Genomic DNA, 19,216 nt, shown 5'->3' on the forward strand with positions numbered 1-19,216 from the left:
GCAAATCCTAATTTATATGTTTTATAATCCCGAATACCTCCGATTATGTGCCCAAGCATCCCATGCTTGGATCCGATGACTTAAATAATAGATTAAGGAAAGATGGATTTTCATTTCCTTCACCAGATGAACCCGTGCCTGTCTGACCTTGGCTCCCTTGCGCGGCATTGCCACCATTCGGACTTTGACCTCTTTGAGCTAGTTTCCTCCTTTAATTGGAGCACCTGGATTGATAGCCTTTCCGGGTGTAATCGGCGTTCCCGGTGAAATAAATGCTGCAAAACTGACAGCAGGGGAGACTATCCAAAATGTAAGGACAAAAACTAGCAGTAAACCTATAAATCTTTCAATTTTCCTTCCCCTCAAATAAAATCACCCCAATCTATTGGGTATTCACATTGTATTTGTCTTCTAGTACTTTTAATGCCTCTCCATAGCTCTTCTCATTTAATGCCTTTAACTCCTGATTAAACTGATCAATTTCCGTTTTAATCCATTGATGATACTCATTATTTTTGTTATTTAAATAATCGAATGCTTCATTATCCATTAGCTTGTTTTGATAAAACTTACTTAATAGGAAGCTAATATCCGTTTTTTCGTCTACTTCTTTTCTTTCTTCTTCCGTAACATATCCGAAAATGGATAACTCATTTTTCACCTTTTTTATTCTAAGTTCTTGTTCTCCGTGCGCTTTCCATTCCTTCCACTGTTCTGCTACATTTTTAATATTATCTAGCTGCTTTTGAAGTTCACCCTGATTTTTCACCGTTTCATAAATTCCTTTTGTGGCATTTGCAATTTGCTTTAATTCGTTTTGTCCTTTACTATCAACATCAAAACCAATCACATTGATAATAGGGGACACATTTGAATCATATAAATCCTTTGCCGCCCCAATTGGGTCATCATTACAGGTTGATATTCCGTCACTCACCAAATAGACAATATTCGTATTATTTTCCCCATTGAATTTTTCTAAGTCCTTTTTGGCCTCATTTAACGCTAAACCTGTTGGTGTCCAACCCTTTGGTGAAAATTTATTTAAAGCCTGTTTAAAAGGTTGATCACTATAATTAGACATTGAATAGACAATCTCACTGCTGCCACAGGACAGACTTTTATCCGAGTCCGCACCGCTGCCTTTATGGCCATAAACTCTCAGCCCAACTCTAGCTTGCTTAGGGAGTTCACTGACAAAAGAAAGAATCGACTCTTTAGCGATATCCATTTTTGATTTCCCATCAATAATTTCTGCCATGCTGCCGGAAGCATCCAATAAAATTTCAACATTTAGGTTGTCTTTAAATTGATACCTTGGGTCTTTTATATTCGGGTCACCTATAGATTGAAACTTTAATTGATTGATAGCTTCTTCAGGTCCTTGAAATCCTTGCTGTACTTTTTCCAGTAATTTGGTATAAAATAGATCCAATTCATCATGTGTTGGTTTCGAAGAAATATTCGGCAAATCTTTCAACTGATTTAAAAGCTCTTCATCATTATCTAATTCATGTTTAAATCCTGCCAATTCCCCTGCTGGCAGATTGGATAATTCTTGATAGGTGGATGGCAGAGGGGGAACCCCGATTTTACTATGTTCCTCATTCTCCGGATTGCTTGAAGATACTTCTTTACTAGCATTTGTTTCGGTTGTTGTATTTTCGTGGGAATCTTGATCCTCCACTTTACTCTTTGTATTCTCACAACCTATTAAAACTACTGCAATAATTACTAGAATCAAAAATGTTCTGACCTTCAATCCCTTCACATCCTTCTTGGAAAATCTAAATCTCGTAGATTAATCCCAATATTCCCAAGTATGCATCTTTGATCTTTTAAAAAAACAAAAAAATAATAAGGTACACCAGAGACAAACCACAATAGCGGTAAGAGGAAATTTCCCGTCTACAATAAGCCGCTCCAACACTGAAACTGGAACAAAATGAGGTAAAATTTTCTCCATCTTTTCTCTCTTTTCAACATTGGTACTCTCTTATTACTCATTTACTTTGGTTAATTTTTAACCTAAAGAAAAAACAAAATAGGATCATTTACGCTAAATATTTTTTGCTTGTAACAGCCGACGGACCTGTTTCTAATTCATGATTCCATTTGGATGTAAATAAACTTACAAGTATTACATTAAACGGGAAAACAATCATATTTATTAGCATCTGGAATAAGACAATGGGGAAATAACTATTTGTTACGGCAGATATTGCGAATAATCCTAAGTATCCGGCGCATGCATCAATGAAACTTGCAAAAATAATGATAGCTATTAAGGGGAAAAAGTACTTTTTCCCTATTTTCCCCGCTTTTTTTAAGCTTCTTGACATTGTTTTTTCCTCAAATATCATGATTTGTGGTGTTAAGTAGAACCAAACCATCAACAAAATTCCAGGAATGATTAACAATAAAAGGCCAAACACAACAGCTATCGAAAAAATAATACTAAAAAGAAAAACAGCTGATCCATATTTTAGAAATGATACATATGCCTTACTTAACGGCTTTTCCTCTCCCTCTATATCACTTTTGACTAATTGAATAAATGGCACTTGAACAATAATTAGTAAAAATAACATAAAAAATAGATTCGTAAAGTCTGCTACAAAATCAGCGCCAGTAATCGAAGCGATTTGATACACAGCTCCCGAAATAATATTGTGAATAACTAGAAAAGGTAGTGTTATGGTTAAGGACAGTATGAGGATAGAGTAAAAATTTCTATTGTATATTGAAAATCCTTCAATAATAGTTTTCATCATTCACTCCAATAAAAATTAGTTTCTTAAAAGCGGTAATATATCGTGTTGGAAACAGTATTCCGTTTCCTTTTGATCCAATTCTTTGAAAGCTTCAATCCCTGCTTCTCCTTTCGGTAGATCAAAAACACTTCCAACCCTTTTATCGATATAATTATCTAGAGACTTTTGCAATCTTTTTACATTTCTTGGATTCGTATAATTGGATAATTGTTTTCTTAAACTCTGGTACTCTTTTTTCTTTGGGTTATTTTCATGCTCCTCCAAATATTGAAGTACCTTTTGAATGGAGTCGAACGTTTCCCATTGTGTTATCCCCTGTTTGTGAATAACTAATGAATATTTTGAAAGTATCTGTTCAGCTTCCTTCGCATGTTCTTCCGTTAAAATATGATTGGTTAGTCGGACATCTGTATCAGATTTAATTAAAAAATCTTCAATATCTATCAATTCCTTTTGACCTTCTATAAACGTATCTGCCATAGAATATATTTTTTCAATATCTTGCTTTATAGGATCAATATCGAATCGGACTTCTTTTAAATAAAGATCTAACCATCCTTTAATATGATGCATAACTTCGGTTGGCCGATTTATTTCATCCTTTATTTTACGTGATGCAGATACAATTACATTATTGTAATTATTAATCTTTCTACATATTTTGATTGCTTCATTCCGCTCAACAATTATTCCATCCTTTGTGACGATTAGAATACCCTTTACACTATTTTGCGAGGTATAATATGCCACATAGTGATAATCGTTATTTCTATAACGAAAAATATAGTTAAAACACTGATATTTCTCAAACATTTTTTTGTGTTTTTTTATTTGTTGTTCTACTTTTTGAGATAGTATTGTTTGCATTTTTTATCCCCACGAAAAGAATTTTTTAAGCTTACTGCCAAATGTCTTTACTTTATCAACTGTTGTTTTTACTGCATTACTGATAGTTTTCTTTGGATTTTTGAAAAACTCTGCAATCTTTTTCCTGTTTTTGTATACTACACTTCCTAATTTTAATGCTCCTCCAATCACAATCATACCGATCCCAACAGCCGCTCCAGCTCCAGATGCAGTAACTATGGTTCCACCGCTCATAAGCATATCTCCAAGACTGCCTACACTATCGGCAATAGCATTTTTCCTTTCTTCACCAGGTTTAGCATGAATGGCTTTATTGATATTAATTCCCATATCAATACCAGATGTTACAACTCCTACCGCAGCTACACCCGCATTAAACTTTGAGACAGGGCCAAGATTAAGTACTGATCGAGCGTCTACAATCCCGCCTTGCAAGCTTGCGTTTTTGGAGATTTTGTAATAATTTAATAGCTTGAAAGATTTCTTAGTTGTATCAACACCTAATTTACCATTATCATAGATGCCTTTATATTTGTCATATTCTTTATTAATATCCTCAAAGAAGGTTCCCTTAGTTGCTAGTTTATAGGTGGCGGAAGTTAAATTCCACTTATACTTTCCATTTTCCTTCAAAAAATCTCTTGTTGATATTGATTCGTTTGTTTGCTCTAATTTAATTAAATTATTCACGTATTTCGCTGTATTAACTCCAACATCTTTTATTGCAAATTTACCTAGTTCCCACGGATCAATTTTTGCTTCATTATCTTTATTGGCATTGTTCTTATCATTCCCACTCTGATTATTTTTGTTTGCCCCGTTATCACCAGAAATTTGGTTAGGCGCTTTTCCGTCTGAATGGGATGAGTTTTGACTATTTTTATATGTATCTATGATGGATTCATATTGTTGTGAGTTGGGTTGGATGGATGTGTAGGTTCCGTCTTTATTGGGCTTATATATGGTAAATGTTCCATCTCCATTGGGAATAATAACGGTACCGTCAGGCATCTGTGTAGGATTGGCAGGTCCATTTGTTTGAACACCATTTTTGTTTCCACCACCACTTTGATCTCCTGATGTTATTGAATCACCAGGATACATGGGACTTCCTGGAACGATTGGAGTTCCTGGATTAATAGGGGTGCCTGGTGTAAGAGGAGTTCCTGGGGTCATTGCTTTTCCTGGTGTAATTGCCAATACATAATAGGACATCGAAAAAAACAATGCATAGAAAATAACAAAAATAATTAATGCTTTTCTAAAGTATTTCCTCATATTTCCCCTCCTTACTTACTCCAATGAATATGTCTCTTCTCCCCAACCTAATCGATGAATAAAGTCTATCTTTGGTCCGCTTCCCTTTTGAGGAATATCTTTCTCTATTTTCTCCAAGAACTTCTCTCGTTCTTGGCCCTTAAAATGCACTACCGCTTTTACTTGAACACGTTCATTTTTAAAAACAGTCATTTCCGATTTACTTGGGTCCCCTTCATTTCTTTGGATGACATCTGTAGCTGCCTTTTTCATTTCCACCAATTTTGCACCTATTGCATCAGATACGAATTTTTCCAACTTTTCATCTGTTCCTGGTAATGTGGATTCTACTATATTATCAATAGCTTGAATCTTTGCCTCGTTACGTGAATAGCCCCGTGCCAATAATTTTTTTTCTTCCTCAGAAATCCTAAAAGAAAGCATATCCTTTTCAAGGAATGTTTCCCCTTCAAATTTCTTGATTTGATACTGGTCATAATCACTTACAGCACCTCTAATGCCATCATATAACACATCTGTTGCCGCAATACTTGCCTGGTCAGCCGCATTTGAAGCCTGTTGTTTTGCAGCAAAAACTCCACTGATATTTAAAATAAGAACCATCATGAGTCCCATGATAAAAATAATCCAAATCAAATAGAATGTAGCATTTCCAGTCTGGTCTAAATATTTTTTCATCTCATCACCCGGCTGCTCGTTTTTTCCTTAAAATCGATGGATGTTGCCTTTTTCCATTTATCAGGGACAAAAACGAGTTGATGCTTTAAATCCAGCTTTACTTCAAAATCTGTATTAATCGGCATGGAAGGATTTTCAACACCACTGCTGTCGACTGAAACCACTTGGAAATCTGCCAAAGATAGTATTGAGCTTTTCCCGATCACTTCCAATGCCTTATCTTTCGCTTTAACGGAATCTTCCTCTAATGCATATACCTTTGCCGCTTCATTTGCTGCGGCCTTTGCTGTCATTAATGCATACCCAGAAGCAACAACCTGCCAAAGTAACAAAAACAGTATAAAATAAAACGGAAGAATCCCTAAAAATTCAAAACTTAAAGCACCATCTTCATTTTTCAATAGTTTTTTCATTTTCATAACAAAGCTCTCCCAGCTTTATCTAAACGATTGATTTTATATTGCATATACCAAATATGAAACAGTACTAACAAAATAAAATTGAAGTTTTCTTCATCAAATTCATCTTCCAGCAAATCTCTCAATCTAAAAACAGAATAATAGAGTATAGCTAAAAAGAAGAATGAAAAGATAACATCCAGTGAATCGAAAAAACTCAAACCTAATTCTGTTAAAAATACCCCTCCAAAAATTTGATAAAGTAAGGAGACACTAAGAAAGATTGTGAATACGTACCACCATTTAAAAGGGATATAATTTTGTTCACGCAACTGTTTAATATCTTTTTTTCTGTTTAAGAACCAGTAGCCAATATATATCCCAACAGTTATGATGGATAGGAAAATGACTAAAAAAATATTTACCTTTTTAAACACTTTATCCTCTGAATTTGCAGATTTAAGCCCCATATCACTGCCCCTTCAATGCATTTGTATCATTGCGTTGATATTTAATTGTTAAGTAGATATAGATAACTGGAAATACTAATGCATTGATAATGCATCGTAAAATAATGAAGAAAAACATATTATTTTCAAACCCTTTTACAATGTAGAGCGCTCCAGACCAAACGAATAGGTTTAGTGAGATAATAATTAACAAATCAATCAAAATAAATATGTTTTCTTCTTTTAAGATATTCCATGCAGAAGATAAGGAATCCCGAATAGTTGCTTTATTAACAAATAAAGGCAATAACAGTATCATAGAAAGACCGATAAACGTAGGAATCAATAGTAGAACAGCGCCATAAACGGCGATGATATAAAATATTAAAGTAAATACTAGGACATATCCGAATTGTTTTAAGAAAGCCTTTAGCATATCAACCCATCTGTATGCTTGATCGTTTTGGTCTTTCCAGGCAACGATAAAAAAGGGTGGAAAAAGAACGGTAAAATTCAAAATAACAAAGAAAAATATCGGAATGTTCGGATGATCAATATCGAGTTGATATACATACTCACTAGCAAGTAATAAAAAAAACGTTACGGGTATGACAAGAAGTATCGAAGCGATTAAGATATTTATAATGTTTCGATTATAAATATCAATGGTATCCCTAATCATATTTGTTCACCTGTTTTCGTTTCATAATCTGCACAACTATAAAGGTTGTAATTAATGATGTCATCGAGCTCAAAACTAAACTATTATTAACACCATCAGGATTAAAGAGCACATTTACATCTAAAACATAAAGAGCTGCAAAAAAGTTTAAAATAGTTAAAAACAGGCTGGATAAATAACTGGAAAAGTAAGGTGTCTTAGGATTCCATAGCGGTGCGGTTATTCCTGTTACAACATACGAAATAAGGAAGATAATAGAAACACCTAAAAATTCATATTTTATATTGAGTAATCCTATCAAAAAGGACACTACTACAGTACATATTAGTGCGATTCCTAGCGTGCTTAATAACCCTTTTAAGCTAAACATGTATCAGTTCCTCCATTATTTTCGGGAAGCCGTATATCTACCTTTTTTCAGATCTTCCACTCTTTCTGGTCGAATTAACATAATTGGGCATATAAATAAAAACATTAGTGAAAATATATACAAAATAATCGCTATTGGAAATGCATCCGGAATTTCGGCTGCCAATGTAACTCGATAAACAATTGTTCCTAAACCGATAATGACGCCACATACTGCGTATATAATAAGTCCAAATTTGGAACCAGGCTTTAAAAAACCTTGAGCAGTGTTTTCAGCAATACGGTAAGATAATATTCCTAAGAAGATTAGAACCAATAGCTCAAACCAAAAGAGGATGCTTCCATAGAATATCCTTAGAATAGGTTCCACAAAAAAAATTGCCATCTCCATCATTAAGACAAAAGATAATAATGAAAAATAACGCTTACTGGTGTGCCTATTTTTCCTCAAAAAGAGGAAAAACAATGGCACTGCCAATAAAGCAAGAATTTCATTAAATAACGCTAAAGACCAAAATTCAAAAGGAACGAAACTTATTATAAACCCAAAGAATGCTAGTAAAATATAAGATTGGATGATTCTGCTCTTTTTGAAACTGACAATTTGTTGATTAGCCGCCAAATAGACCACCTAACTTTTTAAATGTTGAGGAAAAACCTTTGCTTATTTTATTACCAATTTGTTTTGCTTTTTCATAGCCCTTCTTCAAACCAGTAGCTATACCATCGTAAGCAAACTTCACACCATCTCTAATTGCGCCTTTTATTTTTCTTCCTGTAGCAGTACCGTTAATCAAATAAGTCACTACAATTCCTGTTGCTAATCCTGCTGCAGCCCCAACAATTGTTCCAACAACCGGAACAGTAGAACCCGCTACTGCGCCTGCAAGTGCACTTGATGCTAAACTTCCAAGAGCTGTTGATCCAACACCAATAGCTGTGTCAACCGTCATATCCGCGGCAAAGTCTGTTGAAGCATACCCTAGTTTACTTTTGCTTCCCCACTTCGAATAATCGATTAAATTATTTGCAGAAGACAATAGGACATTCACTGGTCCATTTAACTTAACTAAATTCTTCATCTTATAAGCATCTTTGGAAAATATATTCCATGATTCCTTAACAGAACCCTTTATACTTGACCATACATTTCCGATTTTTTTGGATTTAAAAAATGAGTCTACCCTTTGCTGTCCTATATGTCTTGACTTGGGGCCAAAATTGGTTTCTTCACCATTATGCTTATAACCCTTGTATCTTTCATAAAACCAGTTGGCTACTTTATTATCTAATTTATTTTTCCCTGTAACTCCATATTTGGAATTCCCTTTATCATTGAAACCAAAGCCAGCATATCCAGCTGCTCCTGCTTGGGCAACTTTATCTGCAAATCCTAATATATATGTCTTGTAATCTCTTACCGCTCCAATTATTTGTCCAAAAATCCCTCTCTTAGTATCTGTTGATTTGAATAACAGGTTAACAAAGGATGGATTTTCGCTATCACCACTGGATACCCCTGAGCCAGACTGTCCACCGCTGCCTTGTGATACATTCCATCCATTTGGGCCATGGCCACCTTGAGCTGTAGTTCCACCATTCGGACCTTGGCCTCCTTGGGCTGTAGTTCCACCATTCGGACCTTGGCCTCCTTGGGCTGCAGTTCCACCATTCGGACCTTGGCCTCCTTGGGCTGCAGTTCCACCATTCGGGCCTTGACCTCCTTGAACTGCTGTTCCTCCATTCGGGCCTTGACCTCCTTGAACTGCTGTTCCTCCATTAGGACCTTGACCTCCTTGGGCTGCAGTTCCGCCATTCGGGCCTTGACCTCCTTGGGCTGCGTTTCCGCCATTCGGGCCTTGACCTCCTTGGATTGCTGTTCCTCCATTTAAATTGCCAATTCCATTTAGCGGATTTCCTATTACTGGAGGAGCGTTTGGAATAATGAAGGCTCCTAACGTTAAGCCATTCCCTGAGATAATCGGCTGACCAGAAATCAAGCTTCCAGTACCGCTTACACTACCACCCTTAATAGGATTACCAGGATCATAGACTTTTCCGGGTATTATAAAGCTCCCTCCCTTAATAGGAGTACCAGGAGTAATAGCTTTTCCCGGTGTAATCGGTGTCCCCGGTGTAATAAACGCTGCATAACCAACAACCGGGAAAACCATCCAGAAGGTAAGGATGGTAACTAGCAAGAAACTTATAAATCTTTGATTTTTCCTTCCCCTCAAATAAAATCACCCCAATCTATTGGGTATTTTCATTATATTTTTCTTCTAATTGTTTAATAGCTTCTTGGTAGTTATTCTCATTTAATGCTTTTAATTCTTGGTTAAATTTATTTATTTCTTCCTGAATCCACTTATGATATTCTGAATCCTTCTTATCCAAATAGTCAAAAGAATCCTTATCAAACATTTTCGCCTGGTACAATACATACAATATATGTTCAATTTTCGTTCTTTCTTTAACCGCTTTTGATTCTTCCCTTGCAATATAAGAAAATATGTCTAGGTTGTTATTGATTTTATTTATTTCAAGTTGTTTCATACCATTCTCTTTCCATGTTTTCCACTGATTTGCTAAATCATTGATTTTATCTAACTCACTTTGTAATTCCCCTTCATCATTAACATTTTCATATATCCCTTTGGTCGCATCAGCAATTTCTTTTAATTGATTTTGTCCCTCATTGTCAACATCAAAACCAATTACATTAATAATAGGTGAAATATTAGATGAGTATAGTTCCTTTGCTTTATTAATAGGATCATCGTTACAAGTGTCTACACCATCGCTTACTAAATAAACAATATTCGTATTGTTTTTTCCATCATAAATAGATAAATCTTTCTTTGCCTCAGCGAGTGCTAATCCAATAGGTGTCCAACCTTTTGGGGAAAATTTATTTAAAGCTGATTTAAACTTTCCCTCATCGTAATTTGAAATAGAATAGACAATTTCACTACTTTTGCAGGAAAGAATTTTATCAGAATCGGAGCCACTTCCTTTATGTCCATATACCCTTATACCTACTTTTGCATCTTTTGGGAGCTTACTTACAAACTTTATGATAGATTCTTTAGCAGCTTGCATTTTCGACTTACCATCTATCAATTGTGCCATACTTCCCGATGCATCTATTATAAATTCAACATTTAAATGCTCCTTAAACTGATATCGATCATTATCGGATAGAGGACTTCCTAATAAGCTAAATTTGAGCCTTCTAATAATATTCTCTGGACCTTCATAATTTTGTTGTAAATTTTTTAACAAATCACTATAATATAAATCCAACTCTTTCTTACTTGGATTGTCAGAAATATGAGGCAAACTTCCAAAAATCCTCAAAATCTCTTTATCAGCTTCACTTCCTAAAATATCTATATCATCATGTTTGCCCATTGGTAACTTTGCCAATTCTTCATAAGTAGTGGGTAATGGATCTAGATTAAAGTCATCATTGTTATTGTTATTATTGTTTTGGCTAGACGCTTTATGATCATTATGTTTTACTTGTTTATTCGCAGTATTATTCTCTTTTACGACACCTTCATTTTTATTATTGCTACTACAAGAGCATAATAATAAAAATATCATAGATATAAAGAATACATTCTTTAATATTAACTTCAATTTTTTTCCATCCTTTATTCATACATATATTCTATCCTAGAAAGCCAAACGTTCAATCCCCTACCATTTTAGAAATCTTATCAATAATTTTTGATATAATGCCTCCTATTGACTCTTTTTGTGTATCAAGCGCCTTAGATATAATCGCAATGATCAAAATCAACAATGCAGCCAATCCCAACCATTCCAAAGACTGAGCTCCTCTTTCGTTTTTCACCGGATTCATAAATCTTACATACAATCCCAATAATTTTTTCTTCATTTTTGCATCTCTCCTTATTTTTTTTACTTGAAAAACATAAATAAATTTTTGTTTTGTGAAAACATATTCATAATCATCAATCCTCCGATAAGAATGAGGGCTGATGGCATAACCAAAAATGTTGTAACTAGAGTAATCTTCGGTGACGCTTTTGCAGCTTTTTCTTTGATTTTTTCTTTTTTAATTTTTCGCATTTCCTCTGATATTTGCTTAAAGGTGTTCGAGATTGGCACCCCTAGCTTCTCTCCTTGAATTAAGGATCGAATAAGCAGTTGAAAATCCTTGCTTTCGTTTCGTTCTAGCAACGACTTGTATGCTTCTGGCCTTGGAACACCAACGTCAATTTCTTGTATAAATCTCCCAAATTCCTCTTTTATCGGACCTTCGAAGTAGGGTACAATTTCTCTTAAAGCGTGATCTAAGCCAACACCCGCTTGTAATGTAACGCTCATTGTGTCTAAAAAATCGGGTAGCTGGTAGGATAGTTCTTCTTGTCTGCTCTTTGCCTTACTTTTCAACCATAAAATTGTTCCCATATATCCGATAACAGGTAGTAGGATAACCATAAACTGTGAAAAAGGAAATCTTAACAAAAGTAAGATTGCGCCAATGAAAAACCCTATTATTAGCAGAAATATTTTCAATCCTTGAAATCTCTCAATGGTCAATTGATAAGGGAAACCCGCTTGTGTTAATAGCTTTTTTACATCCTCATTCTCACTGAAAAAATTAATTCTTTGACCTAGGTCTGAAAAGTCATCCGCAAACTTAAACATTCTTGAGATTACTTTTTCTTTTCTAGTTAGCTTTCTTTCATATGAATGCTGGATAAAGGTTTTTTCCTTTATTTCCTCTTTTAGCTTCTGCTTTTCTACTAAATATATATAAAAGCTTCTTAAACAAAGGGCGAAAAATCCTAATGCCATAATGATAAAAATAACAATTAATCCATCCATATTTTCACACCTTTATATTGGTAATCTTTCTAACGAGAAGAAAGGTCCCAATGGTTCCTGCTAAAAACAAAACAAGTAAGATTACACCAATCCCTGAGAATAATGGGTCTAAAAATCCATCTACAACATTGTTCATCATCAGAACGAGAAAAATAGGAATGATAGGAACAATGTATGCAACATATCGCTGTTCTGCGGTCATCGTTTTAATTTCCTGTTGGAGAAGATTTCTTTCTTCCAACGTTTGACTCATTTCATCTAATACCGCATATAAATTTCCACCTGCTCTTTTTTGAATAAGCAGGGTAGCAACAAAAAGTTGAAACTCCCGTATATCAAGTCTTTTTTCCATTTGTCTTAATGCAGCATTAAAATCAACTCCAAGCGATAATTCGTATGCTAATCTCTTAAACTCTGCTTTAGCAGGCATACTAATTTCTTGTGCTACAAGCTGGATCCCTTGATTGAGAGTCATTCCTGAGCGGGTTGCATTAGCTAATGTTCTGCATATTTCCGGTAGCTGCTGAACTATTTTTTGCTTAAGCTTCCCTTTCCTCATTAAAAAGATTAATCTTCTTGACCCCTCAAGAACTAGAGCTGATATGAACAAGGCCATCGGAAATTTAATACTAAAAATATTATGAAGAAAAATATTAATACCCAAATATGCTACTATTAATGCACCAATATATTCCGATGGCGTAAATGGAATATTGGATGCTTCCAATCTTTCGCGTATTGGTTTTGCTGTTTCCGTTTTATCAAAACGATCTCCCAATAACACAATAAAGCTTTTTCTTTTAACCCCGTCATTATAAAAGTGATCTACATTTTTCTTCCATTCTCTTTTCTCTTTTCGATAATCCAAATAAAAGTAAAAGGCAATGATGAATACAAATACTGCTAGTGTAGTGACGAGACCGTAATTCAAGTTAACACCTCCCTTTCGATTGGTGTGAATGCTGCCTTTGGAATGTCTATACCGAAGACTTTAAGTCGTTCTAAACACTGGGGAACATATCCTGTTGGTGTAAAATAGCCTTCAATACTTCCATCCCGGCGCATTCCGATTCTTTTAAAATGATAAATTTCCTTTACAGAATGAGACCCATCCGCTTTCTTCATTACTTCGGAAATGGAGACAATTTTCCTTGTTCCGTCTGTTAATCTGGATGCTTGGATAATAATATCGAGAGCACCTACAATATACTCCCTAATAATGTGGCTTGGAAGCTCCATTCCTGCCATTACCACCATTGCTTCCACCCTTCGCAATGCATCATCAGGGGAATTGGCGTGGACCGTTGTGATAGACCCTTCATGACCTGTGTTCATTGCCTGAAGCATATCAAATGCTTCGCCACTTCGAACCTCACCGACGATAATGCGGTCGGGGCGCATCCTTAGTGCGTTTTTTACAAGTTGCCTAATGGTAATCTCCCCGCGGCCCTCCACATTGGCAGGACGCGCTTCCATACCGACTACATTTGGACGGTCTAACCTAAGCTCAGCGGAGTCTTCAATTGTAATGACCCTTTCTCCGTGCGGGATAGAATCAGCAATAACATTTAATAGTGTTGTCTTTCCACTACCCGTCCCTCCAGATATAAGAGTATTCATCTTTGCCCTGACGACTCCATCTAAAAATTGCGCCATTGCTGAATTAAGAGTATGGAAGTTTAATAGATCATCCATTTTAAACGGTTCTTTTCTAAACTTTCGAATTGAAACTAATGTGCCGTTTAAACTAATTGGTGATATAACTGCATTCACGCGGCTTCCATCTGGTAAACGCGCATCAACCATTGGTGAGCTCTCATCAATCCTTCTTCCTAAAGGGGAGACAATTCTATCGACAATATGACGGACATGTTCGTCATTTCGAAACTTCACTTCTGTCTGTTCAAGCTTTCCTAAGCGTTCTACATACACTTCATTAAAACCGTTGATAAGTATTTCCGTTATAGTCGAATCATTTATTAGAGGCTCTAATGGGCCAAATCCAACTGATTCGTCTAAAATCCGAGTGATCAGTATTTCTTTATCCTGTCTTGAAATGATGACTTTCTCTTCCGACATGAACTGGCTGACGATTTGTTCAATTCGGAGTCGCATCTCGCCTTGTGAAAGCTGGGTAAGTGATTCAAGATTCGTGTCCCTTAGTAGTCTTGCCTTATAATGTTCAACTAGTTCATCCACGAAACGATTTTCATATTGGTACGACCCGATACTGGGTTTGGCATTCAGCTTCTGCTTACGCTTTTCAAATAAAGATGACATTCCTTTAACCCCCTATTTCAATACCGAATGCGCCCATTTTCTAACATCCTTTGCAAAAGGAATAAGTCTTCTCTCTTTCAATGTTTTACGTACCGGTTCACCCTTATTAATAAAAGGCTGCAACCCTTTTAAATCTCTACGAATTCTTGCCTCAATAGGGAAACGAACAATGTCCTTCAAATCCTTTTCCTGCACTTCATTTTCTTTTCCCACATGATTTAAAATGATCTTCATTCTAGACTTCAATTCAATGCCGAGCCTTGCGGATAGTTCTTCGAATTGCTTTAAAACCTTTAACGATGGTGTATCAGGAGATAATACATAGTATATTTGGTCAGATTCCTCTAAAGCTGTCACTACTTGGTTGTTGATAAAAGAAGGAAGATCAATAATCACAAAATCAAAGCTCCGTCTACAGGTCCTAAGTAGCTTTGCAATGAACTCCTCTGACAATGTCTCTGCTACTTCTGCATCACAAGGACTGATTAAAACATCCATTTTTGAATAGTTTTCAGTTTGTGAAACATTTCGAATATGACTTTCATTTAATTCCCTTATAACTGGTGTAAGGTCTGCAATAGAGCGATTAGAGTTAATAGAGACAATGGTTTCTATTCCTCCGAATTGTAAATTCAGATCAATTAGAATCACCTCAGCGGTTGATTCCAATTTCAATGTTTGTGCAAAGGTAGAAGCTAAAATCGTTTTACCTGATCCACCGCTGCCGCTAAAGAAGGAAACGATTTGCCCTCTCCCCCTTACAAAAGTAGAAAACGAAGTATTATTAGTTTCTTTATTTAGTTCATAGTTTTTAATAATTGTAGGAAGTCTGGCGGCAAATGTTCCTTGCTCCTCTGGAAATACAAAGAATTCTGTTGCCCCTGCTTTCGTAATATTCCTCAATAAGGTAAAGTCGGAGCTTTTTGCTATAAAGATTACAAGCGTAGCAGGGTTAGCTGACTTTATGTATTGGATATTCTCAACCGCTATATCACTTGCTGGCTGAATGTATAAGACGATGTCCGGTACATCCCGATTAATTTCACGCACCACATCCATTGGATTTACAACTTGGACATGGATATTATCTTCAATGACATTCAGTAATTGATTATGTAGTACTTCATCATCACTTACTAATAAGAGCTTTAAATTCGTTTCCACGTTACATTCCTCTCCACCTTAAAAAGCTTACTTTTTATTTGATGTATTACCTTTTTTTTGTTCGCTTTTTCCTTCCGATTTTTGCTTATTGTTTTCCTTATTATTTGTATCCGTAGCTTGATTTTTATTATCAGAGGTATTAGCCGCATTTTGATTTGTTTGCTGCTCTGTTACTACTTGTGTCTCTTTTGCTGGATTATCCTCTTCCTTACCTACATTTGCTTTCAACACCCTGATATGATCTGCATAATTCTCCATATTAATCAATTTCGGGGCATTCTCCAGGCTTACTTCTAATGCGGCACCGACAAATTTACTGCCTTCACCTTGGGCCCATGCAACAGGAACATCTCTCATAAAGATCTCTGTTTTCTTTTGGCCATTTTCCTCGGTTGAAACGATAATATCTACCCGATCATTTGTGGCTACCACCTGGTCAAATTGAATTTTGTCAGAACGATACATCGCAACTAACCGGTCGTTTGCTTTCCTAAGTTCTGTTGCAGGCTTAAGCATATTGTTTGTGATAATATCGTCTTTATTTAAAGGGACAACAACCACCTGATTAACAAGCTTATTTTTATTCGTAACATATGACTTGGATACATATCGATTAGGCATCTCTATCGTTTTAATCTGGTTTTCTGTAATCAGTGTGCGGGAGGGAATATCACCCGCAGCCACATATATTTTTGTCATCCCCCCTAATTGCGAATTTAGTGTTTTAACCTTATCAAACACCAAATACCCAGCAATAGCTGCCAATATAAATGCCAAGAGCAAAAATATCATTGCTCGTCTCTTCGACTCTAACATTCTACTACCTCATTTCCGTGACTAAAGTACAACTGGTTGGATAGGTACAATATATTTCTCGCATTTAACTTTTATACTTTAAATACCAATTTATGAGATTAATAGCATAATTTATACAAAAATATCCCTATATTGATAAATACCATCCGTTAACAATTTGGTCAACAATGTGTAAAAATTGTCGAATTATGTATGGTACCTTTTTCCTGCATTTATTTTGAAACCAAAATAATTTTCTAGGTAAATAGTCTTTCTGTGGGAAATTTTTATTAGTAAAGAGATGGGGAATTTTGTCGTTATTTGTAAAATAATCATTATTATATTTCAAATATTACAATTAATAGGACTTTTTAACCTTTTTTAAAAGTCCTAGTTACGTAAACAATAGAACTAGCTTTTCGACAAAAGGGGAAATTTTCAATACTAATTAGCACTGTTTTGTGGATCGATATTTCATTTATCATTACTAAAGAACACCTTCGGGGCAAGGAACCGTTACTAATTCAAAAAAAAATCCCCTTAGACTAATAGTCCAAGGGGATTTTCAAGCATTAGTTGCTTGGGATTACATCATTCCCATGCCGCCCATGCCACCCATATCTGGCATTCCGGCACCAGCTGCACCAGCTGGTTCTGGCTTATCTGCAACTACTGCTTCAGTAGTTAATAACATAGCTGCAACAGATGCTGCATTTTGAAGAGCAGAGCGTGTAACTTTAGTTGGATCCACGATACCTGCATCAAACATATTTACCCATTCACCTGTAGCTGCATTGAAGCCAACGCCAATTTGTTCTTTTTTCAAGCGATCTACAACAACAGATCCTTCAAGGCCTGCATTGTGAGCAATTTGACGAACTGGCTCTTCTAATGCACGAAGTACGATGTTAATACCAGTTGCAACATCACCTTCAGCTGAAATTTCCGCTACTTTATTATATACATTTACAAGTGCTGTACCACCACCGGATACAAGACCTTCTTCAACTGCTGCACGAGTTGAGTTCAAAGCATCTTCAATGCGAAGTTTGCGTTCTTTCAATTCTGTTTCTGTTGCAGCACCAACTTTGATAACGGCAACTCCACCTGCAAGCTTAGCAAGGCGTTCTTGTAATTTTTCACGGTCAAATTCAGAAGTTGTTTCTTCTAATTGAACGCGGATTTGATTTACACGAGCTGAGATAGTAGCTGGTTCTCCAGCACCCTCTACAATTGTTGTATTTTCTTTTGTTACAACAACTTTTGCAGCACGGCCTAAATGTTCAATTGTAGCAGATTTCAATTCAAGACCAAGATCTTCCGTGATTACTTGGCCGCCAGTTAGTGCAGCGATATCTTCTAACATTGCTTTACGGCGGTCACCGAAGCCAGGAGCTTTAACTGCTACTGCATTGAATGTTCCACGAAGTTTATTTAATACTAATGTTGGAAGAACTTCACCTTCAACATCTTCAGAAATTAATAATAATGGCTTGCCTTGTTGTACCACTTGTTCAAGAACAGGTAAGATTTCTTGAATGCTAGAAACTTTCTTATCTGTAATTAAGATATATGGATTTTCAAGGACAGCTTCCATTTTATCAGAGTCTGTTACCATATAAGGAGAAGCATATCCACGATCAAATTGCATACCTTCTACTACATCTAATTCAGTAGAGAATCCTTTAGATTCTTCGATTGTAATAACGCCATCGTTACCAACACGTTCCATTGCTTCTGCAATCAAACGGCCAACTTCTTCATCAGCAGAAGAAATAGCAGCAACTTGTGCGATAGATTCTTTTCCTTCGATTGGCTTAGAAATAGCATGAAGTTCTTCAATAGCAACTTGAACAGCTTTTTCCATACCTTTACGGATACCTACAGGGTTAGCACCAGCTGTTACGTTTTTCAAACCTTCACGAATCATTGCTTGAGCAAGTACTGTTGCAGTAGTAGTACCGTCACCAGCAACATCGTTTGTTTTGCTTGCAACTTCAGATACTAGTTTTGCACCCATGTTTTCGAAAGCATCTTCTAATTCGATTTCCTTAGCAATTGTTACACCATCATTTGTGATAAGTGGAGAACCGAATTTTTTCTCAAGAACTACGTTACGGCCTTTTGGTCCTAATGTAACTTTTACAGCATCTGCTAATTTATCAACACCGCGAAGCATTGCACGACGTGCTTCTTCACTGAATTTAATTTCTTTTGCCATTCCTTTACGACCTCCTCGTCATTCTTCAAAATTTCACTAAATCTATCATACTTTGTTAATCATTAACCGATAACAGCTAAGATGTCACTCTCACGAAGAATTAAATATTCATTACCTTGGTATTTCACTTCTGTACCAGCATATTTTGAAAAGATGATACGATCGCCCTCAGATACCTCAAGTGCAACACGCTCACCGCTATCTAAAACACGTCCAGTACCTACAGCGACAACCTTGCCTTCTTGTGGCTTTTCTTTAGCAGAGTCAGGTAACACGATACCGCTCGCAGTTTTTTCTTCAGTTTCTACTAGCTCAATTACGACGCGATCACCTAGTGGTTTTAACAAGTGAAACGACCTCCTTGAAATTGAATATGTAAATTTTTTATTATTAGCACT

The 19,216-nt window shown here is 35.9% G+C and carries 22 protein-coding genes; all 22 read right to left on the reverse strand.

Annotated elements, in window-relative coordinates; genetic code table 11:
* Nucleotides 1-21: 21 nt before the first annotated feature.
* The 22 genes from NSQ59_RS25145 to groES all read right to left on the reverse strand — a co-directional run bounded on the left by NSQ59_RS25145 (nt 22) and on the right by groES (nt 19,165).
* Nucleotides 22-177, reverse strand: coding sequence for a hypothetical protein (locus NSQ59_RS25145; RefSeq protein WP_161809287.1), 156 nt, complete (start codon nt 175-177; stop codon nt 22-24).
* A 21-nt stretch (nt 178-198) separates the two neighbouring features.
* A complete protein-coding gene (locus NSQ59_RS25150) occupies nt 199-366 on the reverse strand; it encodes a hypothetical protein (RefSeq protein WP_161809288.1) in 168 nt (55 codons plus the stop codon).
* Nucleotides 367-382: 16 nt separating this feature from the next.
* Nucleotides 383-1,771, reverse strand: coding sequence for a VWA domain-containing protein (locus tag NSQ59_RS25155; protein ID WP_445669224.1), 1,389 nt, complete (start codon nt 1,769-1,771; stop codon nt 383-385).
* A 283-nt stretch (nt 1,772-2,054) separates the two neighbouring features.
* The gene (locus NSQ59_RS25160; RefSeq protein WP_340832997.1) at nt 2,055-2,771 is read right to left on the reverse strand and encodes a hypothetical protein; all 717 of its coding nucleotides are present in this window, start codon (nt 2,769-2,771) and stop codon (nt 2,055-2,057) included.
* Nucleotides 2,772-2,789: 18 nt separating this feature from the next.
* Complete coding sequence (locus tag NSQ59_RS25165) at nt 2,790-3,641, reverse strand: hypothetical protein (protein WP_055741307.1); 852 nt, start codon at nt 3,639-3,641, stop codon at nt 2,790-2,792.
* 3 nt (nt 3,642-3,644) lie between these two features.
* The gene (locus tag NSQ59_RS25170) at nt 3,645-4,919 is read right to left on the reverse strand and encodes a hypothetical protein (RefSeq protein WP_055741308.1); all 1,275 of its coding nucleotides are present in this window, start codon (nt 4,917-4,919) and stop codon (nt 3,645-3,647) included.
* Nucleotides 4,920-4,934: 15 nt separating this feature from the next.
* Nucleotides 4,935-5,597: a Tad domain-containing protein gene (locus NSQ59_RS25175; protein WP_126648735.1), complete on the reverse strand. Its 663-nt coding sequence runs from the start codon at nt 5,595-5,597 to the stop codon at nt 4,935-4,937.
* A complete protein-coding gene (locus NSQ59_RS25180) occupies nt 5,594-6,016 on the reverse strand; it encodes a pilus assembly protein (protein ID WP_126648734.1) in 423 nt (140 codons plus the stop codon). The genes NSQ59_RS25175 and NSQ59_RS25180 overlap by 4 nt, the downstream gene beginning before the upstream one ends.
* Nucleotides 6,013-6,465 (reverse strand): DUF4234 domain-containing protein, encoded by a 453-nt coding sequence (locus tag NSQ59_RS25185; RefSeq protein ID WP_126648733.1) that lies wholly within the window; start codon nt 6,463-6,465, stop codon nt 6,013-6,015. The genes NSQ59_RS25180 and NSQ59_RS25185 overlap by 4 nt, the downstream gene beginning before the upstream one ends.
* Before the next feature lies 1 nt (nt 6,466).
* Nucleotides 6,467-7,126, reverse strand: coding sequence for a hypothetical protein (locus tag NSQ59_RS25190; protein ID WP_055741312.1), 660 nt, complete (start codon nt 7,124-7,126; stop codon nt 6,467-6,469).
* The gene (locus NSQ59_RS25195) at nt 7,119-7,496 is read right to left on the reverse strand and encodes a hypothetical protein (RefSeq protein WP_055741313.1); all 378 of its coding nucleotides are present in this window, start codon (nt 7,494-7,496) and stop codon (nt 7,119-7,121) included. Before NSQ59_RS25195 ends, NSQ59_RS25190 begins: the two co-directional genes overlap by 8 nt.
* A 15-nt stretch (nt 7,497-7,511) precedes the next feature.
* Nucleotides 7,512-8,117: a hypothetical protein gene (locus NSQ59_RS25200; RefSeq protein ID WP_055741314.1), complete on the reverse strand. Its 606-nt coding sequence runs from the start codon at nt 8,115-8,117 to the stop codon at nt 7,512-7,514.
* Nucleotides 8,107-9,732, reverse strand: coding sequence for a YtxH domain-containing protein (locus tag NSQ59_RS25205; RefSeq protein WP_055741315.1), 1,626 nt, complete (start codon nt 9,730-9,732; stop codon nt 8,107-8,109). The genes NSQ59_RS25200 and NSQ59_RS25205 overlap by 11 nt, the downstream gene beginning before the upstream one ends.
* Nucleotides 9,733-9,748: 16 nt before the next feature.
* Complete coding sequence (locus tag NSQ59_RS25210; protein WP_183102030.1) at nt 9,749-11,140, reverse strand: VWA domain-containing protein; 1,392 nt, start codon at nt 11,138-11,140, stop codon at nt 9,749-9,751.
* Nucleotides 11,141-11,192: 52 nt separating this feature from the next.
* The gene (locus NSQ59_RS25215) at nt 11,193-11,402 is read right to left on the reverse strand and encodes a hypothetical protein (protein WP_055741317.1); all 210 of its coding nucleotides are present in this window, start codon (nt 11,400-11,402) and stop codon (nt 11,193-11,195) included.
* Nucleotides 11,403-11,425: 23 nt separating this feature from the next.
* Nucleotides 11,426-12,358 carry a type II secretion system F family protein gene (locus tag NSQ59_RS25220; protein WP_055741318.1) on the reverse strand — a complete coding sequence of 311 codons (933 nt, stop codon included), beginning with the start codon at nt 12,356-12,358 and terminating at the stop codon, nt 11,426-11,428.
* A 4-nt stretch (nt 12,359-12,362) separates the two neighbouring features.
* Nucleotides 12,363-13,289 carry a type II secretion system F family protein gene (locus tag NSQ59_RS25225; RefSeq protein ID WP_055741319.1) on the reverse strand — a complete coding sequence of 309 codons (927 nt, stop codon included), beginning with the start codon at nt 13,287-13,289 and terminating at the stop codon, nt 12,363-12,365.
* Nucleotides 13,286-14,638 carry a CpaF family protein gene (locus tag NSQ59_RS25230; protein ID WP_055741320.1) on the reverse strand — a complete coding sequence of 451 codons (1,353 nt, stop codon included), beginning with the start codon at nt 14,636-14,638 and terminating at the stop codon, nt 13,286-13,288. The genes NSQ59_RS25225 and NSQ59_RS25230 overlap by 4 nt, the downstream gene beginning before the upstream one ends.
* Before the next feature lie 12 nt (nt 14,639-14,650).
* Complete coding sequence (locus NSQ59_RS25235; protein ID WP_055741321.1) at nt 14,651-15,802, reverse strand: AAA family ATPase; 1,152 nt, start codon at nt 15,800-15,802, stop codon at nt 14,651-14,653.
* Between the two features lie 27 nt (nt 15,803-15,829).
* Nucleotides 15,830-16,618 carry a Flp pilus assembly protein CpaB gene (gene cpaB, locus NSQ59_RS25240; protein WP_083489469.1) on the reverse strand — a complete coding sequence of 263 codons (789 nt, stop codon included), beginning with the start codon at nt 16,616-16,618 and terminating at the stop codon, nt 15,830-15,832.
* A gap of 565 nt (nt 16,619-17,183) precedes the next feature.
* Nucleotides 17,184-18,818: a chaperonin GroEL gene (gene groL / locus NSQ59_RS25245; protein ID WP_055741322.1), complete on the reverse strand. Its 1,635-nt coding sequence runs from the start codon at nt 18,816-18,818 to the stop codon at nt 17,184-17,186.
* A gap of 62 nt (nt 18,819-18,880) precedes the next feature.
* Nucleotides 18,881-19,165, reverse strand: a complete 285-nt coding sequence (gene groES, locus NSQ59_RS25250) for a co-chaperone GroES (protein WP_055741323.1) — start codon at nt 19,163-19,165, stop codon at nt 18,881-18,883.
* Between the last annotated feature and the right edge of the window lie 51 nt (nt 19,166-19,216).

Source organism: Margalitia sp. FSL K6-0131 (genome assembly GCF_038008735.1).
Classification (GTDB): Bacteria; Bacillota; Bacilli; order Bacillales; family Bacillaceae_C; genus Margalitia; species Margalitia shackletonii.

Excerpts from the sequence above, each read along its gene's own strand:
- NSQ59_RS25165 (WP_055741307.1), bottom strand. The coding sequence starts at position 3,641 with ATGCAAACAATACTATCTCAAAAAGTAGAACAACAAATAAAAAAACAC.
- NSQ59_RS25220 (WP_055741318.1), bottom strand. The coding sequence starts at position 12,358 with ATGGATGGATTAATTGTTATTTTTATCATTATGGCATTAGGATTTTTC.
- NSQ59_RS25215 (WP_055741317.1), bottom strand. The coding sequence starts at position 11,402 with ATGAAGAAAAAATTATTGGGATTGTATGTAAGATTTATGAATCCGGTG.
- NSQ59_RS25230 (WP_055741320.1), bottom strand. The coding sequence starts at position 14,638 with ATGTCATCTTTATTTGAAAAGCGTAAGCAGAAGCTGAATGCCAAACCC.
- NSQ59_RS25145 (WP_161809287.1), bottom strand. The coding sequence starts at position 177 with ATGGTGGCAATGCCGCGCAAGGGAGCCAAGGTCAGACAGGCACGGGTT.
- groL (WP_055741322.1), bottom strand. The coding sequence starts at position 18,818 with ATGGCAAAAGAAATTAAATTCAGTGAAGAAGCACGTCGTGCAATGCTT.
- cpaB (WP_083489469.1), bottom strand. The coding sequence starts at position 16,618 with ATGTTAGAGTCGAAGAGACGAGCAATGATATTTTTGCTCTTGGCATTT.
- NSQ59_RS25190 (WP_055741312.1), bottom strand. The coding sequence starts at position 7,126 with ATGATTAGGGATACCATTGATATTTATAATCGAAACATTATAAATATC.
- NSQ59_RS25180 (WP_126648734.1), bottom strand. The coding sequence starts at position 6,016 with ATGAAAATGAAAAAACTATTGAAAAATGAAGATGGTGCTTTAAGTTTT.
- NSQ59_RS25175 (WP_126648735.1), bottom strand. The coding sequence starts at position 5,597 with ATGAAAAAATATTTAGACCAGACTGGAAATGCTACATTCTATTTGATT.
- NSQ59_RS25170 (WP_055741308.1), bottom strand. The coding sequence starts at position 4,919 with ATGAGGAAATACTTTAGAAAAGCATTAATTATTTTTGTTATTTTCTAT.
- NSQ59_RS25160 (WP_340832997.1), bottom strand. The coding sequence starts at position 2,771 with ATGAAAACTATTATTGAAGGATTTTCAATATACAATAGAAATTTTTAC.
- NSQ59_RS25185 (WP_126648733.1), bottom strand. The coding sequence starts at position 6,465 with ATGGGGCTTAAATCTGCAAATTCAGAGGATAAAGTGTTTAAAAAGGTA.
- NSQ59_RS25195 (WP_055741313.1), bottom strand. The coding sequence starts at position 7,496 with ATGTTTAGCTTAAAAGGGTTATTAAGCACGCTAGGAATCGCACTAATA.